16 protein-coding genes are annotated in these 13,986 nt (G+C 75.2%); 5 read left to right on the top strand and 11 right to left on the bottom strand.

Annotation, left to right across the window (positions count from 1 at the left end; genetic code table 11):
• Positions 1-3 precede the first annotated feature (3 nt).
• A complete protein-coding gene (locus ACR80Q_RS07625; protein ID WP_435376997.1) occupies positions 4-621 on the top strand; it encodes a hypothetical protein in 618 nt (205 codons plus the stop codon).
• Positions 622-669: 48 nt separating this feature from the next.
• On the opposite strand, the gene ACR80Q_RS07620 is transcribed toward ACR80Q_RS07625, so the two are convergent.
• The 7 genes from ACR80Q_RS07620 to ACR80Q_RS07590 form a co-directional block, all read right to left on the bottom strand.
• Positions 670-2,229: a molybdopterin-dependent oxidoreductase gene (locus tag ACR80Q_RS07620; RefSeq protein WP_435376996.1), complete on the bottom strand. Its 1,560-nt coding sequence runs from the start codon at positions 2,227-2,229 to the stop codon at positions 670-672.
• 94 nt (positions 2,230-2,323) lie between these two features.
• Positions 2,324-2,980, bottom strand: coding sequence for an RdgB/HAM1 family non-canonical purine NTP pyrophosphatase (gene rdgB / locus ACR80Q_RS07615; protein ID WP_435376995.1), 657 nt, complete (start codon positions 2,978-2,980; stop codon positions 2,324-2,326).
• Positions 2,977-3,771 carry a ribonuclease PH gene (gene rph / locus ACR80Q_RS07610; protein WP_435376994.1) on the bottom strand — a complete coding sequence of 265 codons (795 nt, stop codon included), beginning with the start codon at positions 3,769-3,771 and terminating at the stop codon, positions 2,977-2,979. The genes rdgB and rph overlap by 4 nt, the downstream gene beginning before the upstream one ends.
• Positions 3,768-4,592 carry an MBL fold metallo-hydrolase gene (locus ACR80Q_RS07605; protein WP_435377118.1) on the bottom strand — a complete coding sequence of 275 codons (825 nt, stop codon included), beginning with the start codon at positions 4,590-4,592 and terminating at the stop codon, positions 3,768-3,770. Before ACR80Q_RS07605 ends, rph begins: the two co-directional genes overlap by 4 nt.
• Before the next feature lie 5 nt (positions 4,593-4,597).
• Positions 4,598-5,419 (bottom strand): glutamate racemase, encoded by an 822-nt coding sequence (murI, locus tag ACR80Q_RS07600; RefSeq protein ID WP_435376993.1) that lies wholly within the window; start codon positions 5,417-5,419, stop codon positions 4,598-4,600.
• A gap of 138 nt (positions 5,420-5,557) precedes the next feature.
• Positions 5,558-6,505: a PLP-dependent cysteine synthase family protein gene (locus ACR80Q_RS07595; RefSeq protein WP_435376992.1), complete on the bottom strand. Its 948-nt coding sequence runs from the start codon at positions 6,503-6,505 to the stop codon at positions 5,558-5,560.
• Between the two features lie 6 nt (positions 6,506-6,511).
• Entirely contained in the window at positions 6,512-6,805 is a 294-nt protein-coding gene (locus tag ACR80Q_RS07590) for a MoaD/ThiS family protein (RefSeq protein WP_435376991.1), read from the bottom strand.
• Between the two features lie 195 nt (positions 6,806-7,000).
• On the opposite strand from ACR80Q_RS07590, the gene ACR80Q_RS07585 reads away from it, so the two are divergent.
• Positions 7,001-7,525 carry a pyridoxamine 5'-phosphate oxidase family protein gene (locus ACR80Q_RS07585; protein ID WP_435376990.1) on the top strand — a complete coding sequence of 175 codons (525 nt, stop codon included), beginning with the start codon at positions 7,001-7,003 and terminating at the stop codon, positions 7,523-7,525.
• Positions 7,526-7,547: 22 nt separating this feature from the next.
• On the opposite strand, the gene ACR80Q_RS07580 is transcribed toward ACR80Q_RS07585, so the two are convergent.
• Positions 7,548-7,955 carry a M67 family metallopeptidase gene (locus ACR80Q_RS07580; RefSeq protein ID WP_435376989.1) on the bottom strand — a complete coding sequence of 136 codons (408 nt, stop codon included), beginning with the start codon at positions 7,953-7,955 and terminating at the stop codon, positions 7,548-7,550.
• A gap of 190 nt (positions 7,956-8,145) precedes the next feature.
• Between ACR80Q_RS07580 and ACR80Q_RS07575 the strand changes: the two genes are divergently transcribed.
• Positions 8,146-9,045 carry a bacteriorhodopsin-like gene (locus tag ACR80Q_RS07575; protein WP_435376988.1) on the top strand — a complete coding sequence of 300 codons (900 nt, stop codon included), beginning with the start codon at positions 8,146-8,148 and terminating at the stop codon, positions 9,043-9,045.
• 133 nt (positions 9,046-9,178) lie between these two features.
• Here ACR80Q_RS07575 and ACR80Q_RS07570 read toward each other — a convergent pair whose 3' ends face one another.
• Entirely contained in the window at positions 9,179-9,889 is a 711-nt protein-coding gene (locus ACR80Q_RS07570; RefSeq protein WP_435376987.1) for a DUF2017 family protein, read from the bottom strand.
• A complete protein-coding gene (clpS, locus tag ACR80Q_RS07565; protein ID WP_435376986.1) occupies positions 9,886-10,224 on the bottom strand; it encodes an ATP-dependent Clp protease adapter ClpS in 339 nt (112 codons plus the stop codon). The genes ACR80Q_RS07570 and clpS overlap by 4 nt, the downstream gene beginning before the upstream one ends.
• Before the next feature lie 56 nt (positions 10,225-10,280).
• Between clpS and ACR80Q_RS07560 the strand changes: the two genes are divergently transcribed.
• Entirely contained in the window at positions 10,281-11,567 is a 1,287-nt protein-coding gene (locus tag ACR80Q_RS07560; protein ID WP_435376985.1) for a nicotinate phosphoribosyltransferase, read from the top strand.
• Positions 11,564-12,205 (top strand): isochorismatase family protein, encoded by a 642-nt coding sequence (locus ACR80Q_RS07555; protein WP_435376984.1) that lies wholly within the window; start codon positions 11,564-11,566, stop codon positions 12,203-12,205. Before ACR80Q_RS07560 ends, ACR80Q_RS07555 begins: the two co-directional genes overlap by 4 nt.
• On the opposite strand, the gene ACR80Q_RS07550 is transcribed toward ACR80Q_RS07555, so the two are convergent.
• Positions 12,186-13,985: a DEAD/DEAH box helicase gene (locus ACR80Q_RS07550; protein WP_435376983.1), complete on the bottom strand. Its 1,800-nt coding sequence runs from the start codon at positions 13,983-13,985 to the stop codon at positions 12,186-12,188. The genes ACR80Q_RS07555 and ACR80Q_RS07550 overlap by 20 nt on opposite strands.
• Position 13,986: the final 1 nt, after the last annotated feature.

The raw sequence follows: 13,986 nt of genomic DNA, 5'->3' as shown, positions 1-13,986 counted from the left end.
GCCGTGGTCGTCGAGGTGCTGCTGGGGCTCGTCCTCGGGCTGCTCGCCGTCGGCAGCGTGGTCCTGCTGCCGTTCTCGCTGCGCCCCGGGATCGTCATGGGACCGCCCTGGCTGGGCGCACTGGTGGTCGCCGGGCTGCTGGTGCCCCTGGTCGCCGCCGGCCTGCTCGCCCTGGCGGCGGGGCCGCTGCACGGCGCGCCCGGCGTGCTGGCCGTGGCGGCGCTGCTGGTCGCCGCCGCGGCGGGCGGCTCCCCCATGGCGACCGGGGTGCTGCGTCTGGCCGACCCGGCCGCGGCCCGCGCGGCCGAAGGGGTCGACCTGCACCGCGGTGGGTCCAGGCTCGACGTCCAGGAGCGGGCACGACCGGTCGTGGCGACGATGTCGACCCCGGGCCTGCTGCGCGGCGGGTCCACGCTGGGCGTGCTGGAGCGGCTGGCCACGTTCGGCACCCTGGCCCTCGGCAGCCCGGAGGGCATCGCCGTCGTGCTGGCCGTCAAGGGGCTGGGCCGCTTCGGCGAGCTCAGGACCCCGGCCGCCCCCGAACGCTTCATGATCGGCACCTTCGCCAGCGTGCTGTGGGCCTGCGGCTGCTGGGCCGTGGTCCTCGCCGTGCTGGTCTGAGCCCGGCCGGACGCCCGCGGCTGCTGGGTCGTGGTCCGGCCCGTCGCCTCAGCCCGTGACGCGGACCGTGACGACGTCATAGCCCTGCGAGCCGTCCGGTGCCGGCGCCGCGGGTTCCTCCAGCTGCACCTCGCCGGCCGCGTCCACGGCCCGCACCTCGAGGTCGTGCGTGCCGGGCTCGGCGTCCCACTCCCACCGCCACTGCCGCCACGTGCTCGCGGTACCGGCCTCGGCCAGCTCGGCGGTGGCCCAGTCGCCGCCGTCGACCCGGACCTGGACCTCGCCGACGCCGACGTCCATCGCCCACGCCACCCCGGCGACGACCGTCGGGCCGGCCGGCACCTCGCCGCCGGGACGGTCGATGCGGGACGCGATCTTGATGGGTCCCATCGCGGACCAGCCCCGCGGCGTCCAGTAGCCCTGGTCGGCGTCGAACCGGGTCAGGGTCAGCTCCACGACCCACTTGGTCGCCGACACGTAGCCGTACAGCCCGGGCACCACCAGCCGGGCGGGGAAGCCGTGCTGGGTGGGCAACGGCTCGCCGTTCATGCCGATGGCGAGCAGGGCCTGCCGGTCGTCGGTCAACGTCTCCACCGGCGAGCCCGCCGTGAACCCGTCGCTGCTGCGCGACAGCAGCATGTCGGCCTCGGGCCGCGGGCGCGCCATGGCCAGCAGGTCGGCGGTCAGCACGCCGGACCACAGCGCGTTGCCGACGAGGTCGCCGCCGACGGTGTTGGACACGCAGGACAAGGTCGCCCACTTCTGGACCTGCGGCATCGCGAGGACGTCGTCCCAGCCGAGCTCGACCTCCTCCTCGACCAACCCGTTGATCCGCAGGCTCCAGCCGGCCGTGGTGAGCGCAGGCACCACCAGGGCGGTGTCGATCCGGTAGAACCGGTCGTTGGTGGTCCGGAACGGCTCGATGCCGTCGACTTCGTCGAAGGTCGCCGCGGCGGGCACGCTCGGCAGCGGCGCGGCCGGCGCGGGCAGCGCGACCGCGGCGCGCGACTCGGTGGTCCCGGTCCCGGAGGTGCCGACCGAACGGGCGCCCAGCCCGACCCCGAGCGCCGCGGCACCCGTGCCACCCACCAGGACGGCACGGCGTCCCGGCGCGGTGGTGGCGGGCGCCTCGGGGGTGCCGGCGACGCGCGGGACCAGTACCCGCAGCAGGACCACCCCGACCACGCCGGCGGTGAAGGCCGGCAGGACGCCGAACAGGCCCAGGTCCGGACGGGTCAGGGCGGCCGCCCCGCAGACCACCGCCAGCAGGGCGGTCACGGGCGACCCCCAGCCCGGGCGGCGGCTCTCCAGCACACCGGCGACGGCGGCGACGGCGACCGCGACGAGGGCGACCACCGTGAACAGGAACAGCTTGTCGTTCGTGCCGAACACCGCGATGGCGGCGTCCTTGGCCCACGGCGGCGTCAGGTCCACGACCAGGTCGGACACCGCCAGCACCGGGGTGGACCCGGCGCCGGTGAAGATGCCGACGACCTCGGCGGCGGCGATGCCGGCCCCGGCGGCCACGACACCGGCCGCCCCCGCCCAGGCGCGGGACGGGGCCGGGGTCGCGGTGCCCGGTACGGGTGGGGCAGCTGTCGTCGTCACCGCTCCAGCATGCGCCACGACCGGGCGGTCGAGGCGCCCGGGGCCGCGGACGTCACCGCTTCGTCATCCCACCGGCCCGCCGCCCCGTCGGGGCTCAGCCGGTCGACAGGGTGCGCACGAGCACCGGTGCCAGCGCACGCATGGCCTGCCCGCGGTGGCTGATGGCGTCCTTCTCCTGCGGGGTCAGCTCCGCGCAGGTGCGTGACCCGCCGTCGGGGACCAGCACCGGGTCGTAGCCGAATCCGTTGCCGCCCCGGGGGGCCGCGGCGAGGGTGCCGGCCAGCCGTCCGTGGACCACCACCTCGCGGTCGACCGGCGCCGTGCCGGGCCGCGGGTCGACGAAGGCGGCCGCGCACTCGAACCACGCCGTCCGGTGCGGGTCGGGGACGTCGGCCAGCTGGTCCAGCAGCAGCCGCAGGTTGGCCCCGTCGTCGCCGTGGGCGCCGGCCCAGCGCGCCGAGAACACCCCCGGGGCGCCCCCCAGCACCCGGACGCAGAGGCCGGAGTCGTCGGCGACGGCCGGCAGCCCGGTGGCCGCGGCGACCGCACGGGCCTTGAGCAGGGCGTTCTCGGCGAACGTGACACCGGTCTCGGCGACCTCGCCCACCTCGGGCAGCCCCAGCGAGGCCAGCCGCGACACCGGGACCACGTCGGTCTCCCCCAGGCCGGGCACGGACGGGCGCAGCAGCCGGACCAGCTCGGTGACCTTGTGCTCGTTGCGGGTGGCCAGGACCAGCCGGGGGGCGCTCACGGCTGCAGGGGCTGCGCCGGCGGGGTCGCCGCCTGCAGGGTCGTCGCCTGCAGCTCGGTGAGCTTGGCGCAGCCGGCGAGCGCCAGGTCCAGCAGGCCGTCCAGCTCGGCCCGGTCGAACGGTGCGCCCTCGGCGGTGCCCTGCACCTCGACGAAACGGCCGTCGCCGGTGCACACCACGTTCATGTCCGTCCCGGCGGTGACGTCCTCGGGGTAGTCCAGGTCGAGCACGGCGCGGCCGTCGACCACCCCGACGCTGATCGCCGACACCGACCCGGTGAGCGCCTTGGCGTTCCGCTTGACGTGGCCCTCGGCCCTGGCCCAGGTGATGGCGTCGGCCAGCGCGACGTAGGCGCCGGTGATGGCCGCGGTCCGGGTGCCGCCGTCGGCCTGCAGCACGTCGCAGTCGAGCTGGATGGTGTTCTCGCCCAGGGCCCTGGTGTCGACGACGGCGCGCAGCGCCCGGCCGATCAGCCGCGAGATCTCGTGGGTGCGACCTCCGATCTTCCCCTTGACCGACTCGCGGTCGCTGCGGGTGTTCGTCGAGCGCGGCAGCATGGCGTACTCCGCGGTCACCCAGCCCTGGCCGGAGCCCTTGCGCCAGCGCGGCACGCCGGGGGTGAAGCTGGCGGTGCACAGCACCCGGGTGCGGCCGAACTCGACGAGCACGCTGCCCTCGGGGTGCTCGCTCCAGCCCCGGGTCAGGCGGACCTCGCGGAGCTGGTCGGGGGCGCGGCCGTCGTGGCGGGCGGGGCTGGTCCGGTCGGGAGAGGTCTGGCCTGATGCAGTCACTGATCCATCAAAGCAGCCGGCCGGTCCCCTCGTGGCCGGTGGACCTCGTGGACCTGCCCGGGGCCCGCGGTGACGACCGTCCCGCCGAACACCTCGCGGGCCTCGGTCTCGGCGACCCCCGGCGGGTTCCAGGCCGGCACGTGGGTGAGCAGGAGCGTGCCTGCGCCCGCCCGGGCGGCCACCTCGCCGGCCCGGCGGCCCGTCAGGTGGATGCCGCGGACCAGGTCGCGGCCCTCGACGAACGCCGCCTCGCACAGCAGCAGGTCGGCGCCCGCCGCGGCCGCGTCCAGGCCGTCGCAGCTGTCGGTGTCGCCGGAGTAGACGAGGACGTGCTGCTGCCCCGACGGGTCCGTCCAGACGACCCGCACCGCGTAGGCCTCGACGGGGTGCCGCACGGGGAACGGGGTCACCTGCAAGGACCCGACCTCGACCGTCCGCCCGACCTCCCACTGGTGAACGTCGAGCTCGGCGGACATCGCGTCGGGCTCGGCCAGGTCGTACCCCCGGGCCAGCCGCGCGGCCGTGCCCGACGGTCCCCACACCGGCACCCGGCGACCGGTGGGTCCGTCGGGGTGGTGCTTCTGCAGGACGTACAGCCCCATCAGGTCCAGGCAGTGGTCGGCGTGCAGGTGCGACAGCAGCACCGCGTCCAGGGTGCGCGGGTCCGCGTGGCGCTGCAGCGGCCCGATGGACCCGCTGCCCAGGTCGAGCACGACCCGGGTGGTGCCGCCGTGGCCGTCCGGCGCCTCCACCAGGTAGCAGGACGCCGCGGAGTCCGGGCCGGGGTAGGACCCGGCGCAGCCGACGACCGTCAGCCGCAGCCCGCTCACCCGACCGCCTCCACCGCGTCCGGCAGCTCCACGGCGCCGACGACGGGGCCGAGGAAGCGGCCGGCCAGCGCCTGGAACGAGGCGGCGTCGCCGGTGGCGGTGAAGCGGTGCCTGGGCGGCGGGGCGTCGTCGGGGCGGTGCAGGTCGTGCGAGGCCAGGACCCGGTAGACGTCCTTGGCCGTCTCCTCGGCGCTGGACACCAGGGTGACGTCCTCGCCCATGACGTAGCCGATGACGCCGGTCAGCAGGGGGTAGTGGGTGCAGCCCAGGACCAGGGTGTCCACGCCGGCCTCGCGCACCGGCGCGAGGTACTGCTCGGCCACCGCCAGCAGCTCCGTCCCGGACGTCACGCCGTCCTCGACGAACTCCACGAACCGCGGGCAGGCCCGCGTGGTCAGGTCCAGGTGCACGGCGGCGGCGAACGCGTCCTCGTAGGCACGGGAGCTGATGGTGGCCCGGGTGCCGATCACCCCGACCCGGCCGGTGCGGGTGGCGGCCACGGCCCGGCGGACCGCGGGGGCGATCACCTCGACGACCGGCACGTCGTAGCGCTCGCGGGCGTCCCGCAGCATCGCCGCGCTGGCGGAGTTGCAGGCGATCACCAGCATCTTCACCCCCGACTCGACCAGGGTGTCCAGGCAGTCCAGGGCGAAGCGGCGCACCTCGGCGATCGGCCGGGGGCCGTAGGGGGTGCGGGCCGTGTCCCCGAGGTAGCGGATCGGCTCGTGCGGCAGCTGGTCCAGGACGGCCCGGGCCACGGTCAGACCACCGACCCCGGAGTCGAAGATCCCGATCGGGGCGTCGAGCTCGTCCAGCACGTGCCGAAGGCTACCCGTGGGGCCGGACAGGACCGGGCGGGCGGCCGACCGGCGTACCGACCAGCGACACGACACGCGGTCGCCACGGCGGGCTCACCCCGCACGCCCGTCCCGTGTCGCTGGTCGGTCCGGCGCCCGTCAGGCCCAGAGCTGGCCGTCGAGGGCGTCCTCGGCCTGGTCCAGGTCGCCGTCGAACGCGCCGGTGGACAGGTACTTCCAGCCCCCGTCGCACACGATGAAGGCGATGTCGGCGCGCTCCCCGGCCTGCTCCGCCTGCCGGGCGAGACCGAGCGCCGCGTGCAGGATCGCGCCGCTGGACACCCCCGCCCAGATCCCCTCGACCTCGAGCAGCTCGCGGGTGCGCCGGACGGCGTCACGCGGCCCGACCGAGAAGCGCCGGTCCAGGACCGTCTCGTCGTACAGCTCCGGCACGAACCCCTCCCCCAGGTTGCGAAGGCCGTACACCAGCTCGCCGTAGCGCGGCTCCGCGGCCACGACCTGCACGTCCGGCACCTTCTCGCGCAGGAACCGACCGGCCCCCATCAACGTGCCCGTCGTGCCGAGCCCGGCCACGAAGTGGGTGATCTCCGGCAGGTCCGCCAGGATCTCCGGACCGGTGGACTCGTAGTGCGCGCGGGCGTTGGCCTCGTTGGAGTACTGGTCGAGCATCACCCAGTCGGGGTGCTCGGCCGCGAGGGCGCGCGCCACCCTGACCGCCTCGTTCGACCCGCCGACCGCGGAGGAGAAGCGCACCTCGGCGCCGTAGAGGCGCAGCAGGTCCACCCGCTCCTTCGACACGTTCTCGGGGACGACGACGACGAGGTGGTAGCCGCCCAACCGCGCGGCCAGGGCCAGCGAGATGCCGGTGTTGCCGCTGGTGGGCTCGAGCAGCGTGGCCCCCGGCCGGAGCCGGCCGTCACCCTCCGCCGCGCGGACCATCCAGGTGGCGGCCCGGTCCTTGACCGAGCCGGTCGGGTTGCGGTCCTCGAGCTTGGCCCAGACCCGGACCCGGTCACCGGGCAGCAGCCGGGCGAGCCGAACCAGAGGGGTGTCCCCGACGGTGTCGAGGACGGAGTCGACCCGCACGTCGGGTCAGCGGGCGCGGGCGCCGCCGGCGACCGCGGGCAGGATCGTCACCTGGTCCCCGTCGGCGACCGGGGTGTCCAGGCCGCCGGTGAACCGGACGTCCTCGTCGTTGACGTAGACGTTGACGAAGCGACGGAGCGTGCCGTCGTCGACGACGCGGTCGGCGAGCCCGCTGTGCCGGGAGTCGAGGTCCGCGAGCAGGTCGCGCACGGTCGGGCCGGAGCCCTCGACGAGCTTCTCGCCGCCGGTGAGGGGGCGGAGGATCGTCGGGATCCGGACCGTGATGCCCTGGGCGCTCATGCGGTGCTCTCCTCTGGTCGAGCCTGACGGGTGGGGGGTCCCGTGCCGTGGGTGGTTCGTCGCAGCGCTCGTCGCGCTCCGCCGTGGGCAACCGGGTGCGGTGGCCCGGGTATTCCGGCCCGGGACGTTCGTCCCCTGGACAGCGCCCCGATCGGGGAGCAGCCTGGACGTGTGGGGCAGCCGAGGATCGAGACCTTGACCCGGCCGCAGTGCGTCGCCCTGCTGCGGCAGGCGCAGGTCGGTCGGGTGGCCTTCGTCGATCCCGGGGCCGACCCGGCCGACGCCGCCCCGCACGTCGTCCCGGTGGCGTTCGTCGTGGACGGCGTGGGCCCCGGCCCCGACGTCGAGGTCGTGGTCCGGACCACGGCGGGCTCCCGGCTGGCCCGCGCCGCGCCGGACCGGCTGGTGACCTTCGAGGCCGACGAGGTGTGCGCCGGCTCCCGGGAGGGGTGGAGCGTCGTGGTCACCGGTCGCGCGAGCCGCGAGACGGACGAGGTGCGGAGCGCCCGGCTGGCCGGGCGGCTGCAGGCGTGGGCCCCCGGGTTCAAGACCCAGTGGCTGCGCATCCCGCTGCAGCAGGTGTCCGGCCGTCGGCTGGTGTCGGTCGAGCGCGTCATCGAGCTCCCGGACGCCCCCGCCCCCCGCTGGCGGGAGCCACGGGGCTGGGCGCCCCCGACCCGCACCGCCGCGGAGTACGCCACCGACTTCGACGGTCGCTGACCCTCCCACCGGCGGAGGCCGCTCAGCCCTCGACGACCTGGACCGGCTCCTCGGTCGCCTCGCCGTCGACGATGCGCCAGCTGCGGACCTCGTCCAGGTCCGAGCGGGTGGACACCAGCAGGTAGTGGGCCCCGGGCTCGGAGGCCAGGGCGATGTCGGTGCGCGAGGGAGCCGCCTCGGTCGCGGTGTGGGAGTGGTAGACGACCACCGGCTCCTCGTCGCGGTCGTCCATGTCGCGGTAGAGGGCCAGCAGCTCGGCGGTGTCGAACTCGTAGAACGTGGGCGAGCGGGCGGCGTTCAGCATCGGCACCAGCCGGACCGCGTCGTCGCTCCCGGCCGGGCCCGCGATGACGCCGCAGGCCTCGTCCGGGTGGTCGCGACGGGCGTGGGCGAGCACGGACTCGAGCAGGTCTCGGCGCAGTCGAAGCACGTCGGAGAGCCTACGCACCGCTCGTGCGGGCCCGCTCCTACCCCGATTCGGCCCGACTCAAACCGGTTCACGGGTTGGTCAACTTGCGCAGAACGCTTCCTGGGCGTCTCCTGGGTGTTGCACGGCGGGCCACGACGGTGTGGATCACCCGCCTCCCTGGTGCATCCGACAACCCTTGGAGGGACCACGCATGGTTGAAGAACTCAGCCAGGCTCAGTTCGACACGGTCTACAACTTCCTGTCCCTGGTCATCGCCGCCCAGCTGTTCACGGCGCTGTTCCTGCTGCTGAACCTGCGCAAGGTGCTGCCCAAGTACCGGATGGCGCTGATCATCTCGGCCACGGTCTGCGGTATCGCCGCCTACCACTACTTCCGGATCTTCGACTCCTTCGGCGACGCCTACGTCACCGACGCGGTCGGCGGGATGGGCACGTACGTGCTGGCCGAGGGCACCTCGTTCAACGTGGCCTACCGCTACGTCGACTGGCTGCTGACGGTCCCGCTGCTGCTGCTGGAGGCCATCGCCGTCCTGGCCCTGGCCCGCAAGACGCAGACGTCGCTGCTGATCAAGCTCATCCCCGCCGCCGTGCTCATGATCGTCCTGGGCTACCCCGGGGAGATCAGCGACGACTTCACCACCAAGGCGGTGTGGGGTGCGCTGTCGTCCATCCCGTTCGTCTACATCCTGTACGTGCTCTTCATCGAGCTCGGCCGCATCCTCGCCGGCGCCCCCAAGGAGGTGGCCGTCACCGTCCGCAACCTGCGGCTGCTGCTCATCGCCACGTGGGGCGTGTACCCGATCGCCTACATGTTCCCCATGCTGGGCCTGGACGGCAGCGACGCGTTCGTCGCCCGCGAGATCGGCTACTCGGTCGCGGACATCCTGGCCAAGGCGATGTTCGCCCTGGTCATCTTCCGCATCGCCCGGCTCAAGAGCGCCTACGACGACCCCGAGTACGCCGAGATCAACGACCCGGGGACGCTCATGCTCATCGAGGAGGTCGACGGCGTCCGCCCCACCGGGGTGGCCAACGCACGCACGGCCCGCACCGGCGAGGCCGAGCGTCAGGCCGGGGCAGCCAGGGGCTGACCGACCACCGGCACCGCCACGCGCACACCCCTGCGCGGCAGGACCCCGTCCGCGGCCCATGGCTGCGGGCGGGGTCCTGCGTCGCCGGGCCCCGCCCGCGCGCGCCCCGGACGCCCGGTCGGGGACGCCCCGGTCAGCGGTCCAGCGCGCGGACCACCATGTCCAGCAGCGCTGACAGGAAGTCGTACACGGCGATCCGGTAGGCCCGCAGCGCCTGGTCGGCCGGCTCGTCGGAGACCAGCCCGCCCTCGGCCAGCTGCTGCTCGTAGGTGTCCAGCTCGGCGTGCAGGTCGTCGTCCTCCCCCACCGCGAGCAGGGTGCCCAGCGCCAGGCGCGCGTCGTTGAGGGCGGTCAGCCACGCCGCGGCCCGCTCCGGGGAGACCGCGAGTCCGCCGTCGGTGTCGCGCAGCAGCTCCAGGTCCGTCAGCACCGACTCGATCGCCGAGACCTTGTGGGTCCGGACCACGTCGCCGGACAGCCGCCGGAACTCCGCCGAGGCGTCGGCGTCGTCCAGGTACACGTCCGGCAGCAGCCGGCGCACCACCGGGTCGTCGCGACCGGCCTCGGCCTCGGCGCTGCGACGGGCCGACTCCTCGTCCGCCACGTCGCCCAGCCCGGCGACGATCGCGTCGAACTCGTCCGGCTCCCCGTCGGCGCCCCCGCCGGCCACCGGCTCCGCCAGCAGGTCCTCGGCCCCGTCGGGACCCGGCTGGTCGAGCAGGACCGCCCGGGTCTGCTCGAGCGCCTCGGCCACGACGCCCGCGTGCACGACGTCGAGGTCGAAGACCACGTGACCGTCACGGCGACGCCGGACGAGGGCGCGGAACCGGGGCGCCACGCTCACCCCTCCCGCTGGACGGTCGCCCAGAGGCCGTAGGTGTGCATGGCGGTGACGTCGGTCTCCATCTTCTCGCGGCTGCCCGAGCTCACCACCGACCGACCGTCCGTGTGGACCTGCATCATGAGCTGCTCCGCCTTCTCGTGGCTGTAGCCGAAGTACGAGCGGAACACGTAGGACACGTACGACATCAGGTTCACGGGGTCGTTCCAGACCACCGTCTGCCAGGCCCCCGGACGCTGCTCGACCGGCCGGTCGGCCAGGGCCGTGCCGGTGCCGGGGTCCGCGCCGGGCGCGGCCGGCTCCTCCGGCGGGGACTGGGCGAGGCGGGGGTCGGGCACGCCCCCCAGGGTAGGCACGACCGGGCGCGGCCGGGACCACCGATAGCGTGGGGGTCGTGACGGCCCTGGCCACCGACCGGTACGAGCTGACCATGCTGAGGGCCGCGCTGGCCGACGGGACGGCCCGTCGGGACTGCGTGTTCGAGGTCTTCACCCGCGGCCTGCCCGAGGGCCGCCGGTTCGGCTCGGTGGCCGGGCAGTCCCGGGTCGTGGAGGCGCTCACGTCGTTCCGCTTCACCGACGACGACCTGGCGTACCTGGCGCAGGAGGACGTCGTCGACCGGGACACCCTCGGCTGGCTCGCCGGCTACCGCTTCGACGGCGACGTCGACGGCTACGCCGACGGCGAGGTCCACGTACCCGGCTCGCCGCTGCTGAGCGTGCGGGCCCCGTTCGGCGTCGGCGTGCTGATGGAGACTCTCGTGCTGAGCATCCTCAACCACGACTGCGCCGTCGCGGGCGCGGCCGCGCGGATGGTGGTGGCGGCCGAGGGACGTCCGCTCATCGAGATGGGCTCCCGACGCACCCACGAGGCCGCCGGGGTGGACGCGGCCCGCGCCGCCTACGTCGCGGGCTTCGCGTCCACCAGCAACCTGGCCGCCGGCGCCCGCCACGGGGTGCCCACCGCCGGGACCAGTGCGCACGCGTTCACGCTGCTGCACGACGACGAGCGCAGCGCGTTCGCCTCCCAGGTGGCGGCGCTGGGCCCGGGCACCACGCTGCTGGTGGACACCTACGACATCGCCGAGGGGATCCGCACCGCGGTGCAGGTCGCCGGGCCCGACCTGGGCGCGGTCCGCATCGACTCGGGCGACCTGGCGGTGCACGCGCGGTTCGCCCGCCGGCTGCTGGACGACCTGGGGGCCACCCGGACCCGGATCGTGGTGTCCGGCGACCTCGACGAGCACGGCATCGCCCGGCTGTCCGGTGCCCCGGTGGACGCGCTCGGGGTCGGCACCTCCGTCGTCACCGGCTCCGGGGCGCCGACCGCCGGCCTGGTCTACAAGCTGGTCGAGGTGGACGGTCGCCCGGTGGCCAAGCGGTCCTCCGGGAAGGCCACCCCCGGCGGGGCCCACGGTGTCGTCCGTCGGCACCGGGCGTCCGGGGTGGCCACCGAGGAGGTGCTGAGCAGCGCGGGCCCGGCCCCCGCCCGGGACGGGGACACCCACCCGTCGGTGCCGCTGCTGCGGCGGGGCCGCCCCACCGAGGAGTGCGCGGACGCCGTCGACCTGGCCGCCGCACGGCTGCGCTCGGCCGACCGGCTGCATCGCCTGCCGTGGGAGGGGCTGTCCCTGGCCCCGGGTGACCCGGCGTTCCCGACGACCTACCGTGGGGCGTCATGAGCGACGTCGCCGCGAGGACCTGGACGACCTACGACGCGAGCACCGCGCTGGTGGTGGTCGACCTGCAGAACGACTTCGCCGACCCCGCCGGCGGGCTGCACGTGGCCGGCGGCGAGGACCTGGCCGCCCTGCTGGGCCCCGAGCTCCGGGCCGCCCGCGAGGCCGGCGCGGTGGTCGTCCTCACCCAGGACTGGCACCCGCCGCGCACCCCGCACTTCGACACCGACGGCGGCCCGTGGCCGGTCCACTGCGTCGCGGGCACGTGGGGCGCCGAGCTCGTCGGCGGCCTGGACGTCCGTGAGGGCGACCCGCTGATCCGCAAGGGCACCGACGGGGAGGACGGCTACTCCGGCTTCTCGGTCCGGGACCCCGTGACCGGTGACGTCACCCGGACCGCCCTGCAGCGCGAGCTGGACTCCCGCGGGGTGCGCCGGGTGGTGGTGACGGGTCTGGCCGGTGACGTCTGCGTGGCGGCGACGGCGCTGGACGCGGTGCGCCTGGGCTACTCCACCGTGCTGCCGGCCGCCCTGACCCGCTTCGTCGAGCGCGAGCCCGGTGACGGGGACCGCACGCTGCGCGACCTGCGCGAGGCGGGCGTCGAGGTGCTGGTCCGAGCGCCTACCCGGCCCGGCCGGTGAGCAACCAGCGGCGCACCGTGTCGACGCGCTCCTTGACCTGACCCAGGTCGGCCTCGGGCACGGCCGGGCCCCCGCAGGTGCTGCGCAGCTTGGCGTGGACGACGGCGTGGGGGCTGCCGGTGCGGCGCGCGTACGCGCCCACCAGCGACGACAGCTCCTTGCGCGAGGCGGCCAGGGCCCGGTGGTCGGCGACGGGGGCGGCCTCGGCGTGGCGGGGAGCGCTGGCCGTCGTGGTGGGCCGCCGGCGCAGCCGCTGACCGTACTCGTCGGCCTCGCTCAGGCCGGGCAGGGCCAGCAGGGCCTGCTCGCCGTCGGCGCCCTCCTCGTCGGCCCACGAGGTGTGGTTGGAGAACTCGTCGCCGTCGTACACGGCCCGGTCGAAGGCGGCGTCGGACTCGATGGCCTCGAACGGCAGCTCGTCGGCGTCGGGGGTGGAACGGGTGGCGTTCGCCGCGGCCAGCTCGGCCTCCTCCGGGGCCCACAGGTCGTCGGCGTCGCCGTTGCGGGGCCGGTCGAGGACGTGGTCACGCTCGAGCTCGAGGTCGGCGGCGAAGCGCAGCAGCTGCGGCACGCTGGGCAGGAAGATCGACGCGGTCTCGCCGCGGCGCCGGGCCCGGACGAACCGGCCCACGGCCTGCGCGAAGAACAGCGGCGTGGCCGTCGTCGTGGCCCAGACCCCGACGGACAGGCGTGGCACGTCGACGCCCTCGCTGACCATCCGCACGGCCACCATCCAGCGCGGGCCGGACGCCCCGGCGGCCGAGAACCCCTCGATCCGCTGCGACGCGGTCGGGTCGTCGGACACGACCACGACTGGCGCCTGCCCCGTCATCTCCTCCAGGGTCACCGCGTAGGCCCGGGCGGACTTCTGGTCCGTGGCGATGACCAGCCCGCCGGCGTCCGGCACCGTGCGGCGGACCTCGCGCAGCCGCTGGTCGGCGGCCTTGAGGACGGCGGGGATCCACTGCCCTCCCGGCGCCAGCGCGGTCCGCAGGGCCTGCGCGGTGAGGTCCTTGGTGAGCGGCTCCCCCAGCCGGGCGGCGACCTCGTCGCCCGCGCGGGTCCGCCATCGCATGTTGCCCGCGTAGGCCAGGAACAGCACGGGGCGGACCACGCCGTCCGCGAGCGCCTGCGCGTAGCCGTAGGAGTGGTCCGCCCGCGACCGCCGTGAGCCGTCGGCCTCGGCGACGTAGGTGACGAACGGGATGGGGTTGGTGTCGGAGCGGAACGGCGTCCCGGTCAGCGCCAGCCGCCGCTCGGCGTCGGCGAAGCCGGTGGCCACGCCCTCGCCCCAGCTGCGGGCGTCTCCCGCGTGGTGGATCTCGTCCAGGACGACCAGGGTCCGCCGGGACGCGCACCGGCCGGCGAAGGCGCTGGGCTTGAGGCCGACCTGGGCGTAGGTGACCACGACCCCGTCGTAGCCCGCGGCGTAGGAGGCGTCGGAGTTGCGGAAGGTGGGGTCCAGCCGGATGCCCACCCGCGCCGCCGCGTCGGCCCACTGCGTCTTGAGGTGGTCGGTGGGGCACACGACGATGAGGCGCTCGACGGTGCGCCGGGCCAGCAGCTCCGTGGCGATGCGCAGCGCGAACGTCGTCTTGCCGGCCCCGGGCGTGGCCGAGGTCAGGAAGTCGCGCGGGCTGCGGTCCAGATAGGTCGAGATCGCCTCGTGCTGCCAGGCCCGGAGCGCGCCGGCGGTCCCCCAGGCGGCCCGCTCGGGGAACGCGGGCGAGAGGTGGGCGGCAGCTGCGGTGCTGGGGTGCTCAGGTGGGTGGGCGGTCACG

This window comes from Aquipuribacter aurantiacus, assembly GCF_051216895.1.
In the GTDB taxonomy this organism is placed as follows: domain Bacteria; phylum Actinomycetota; class Actinomycetes; order Actinomycetales; family JBBAYJ01; genus Aquipuribacter.
The sequence above is the reverse complement of the archived record's forward strand: the minus strand, read 5'-3'. Positions and strand labels throughout refer to the sequence as shown.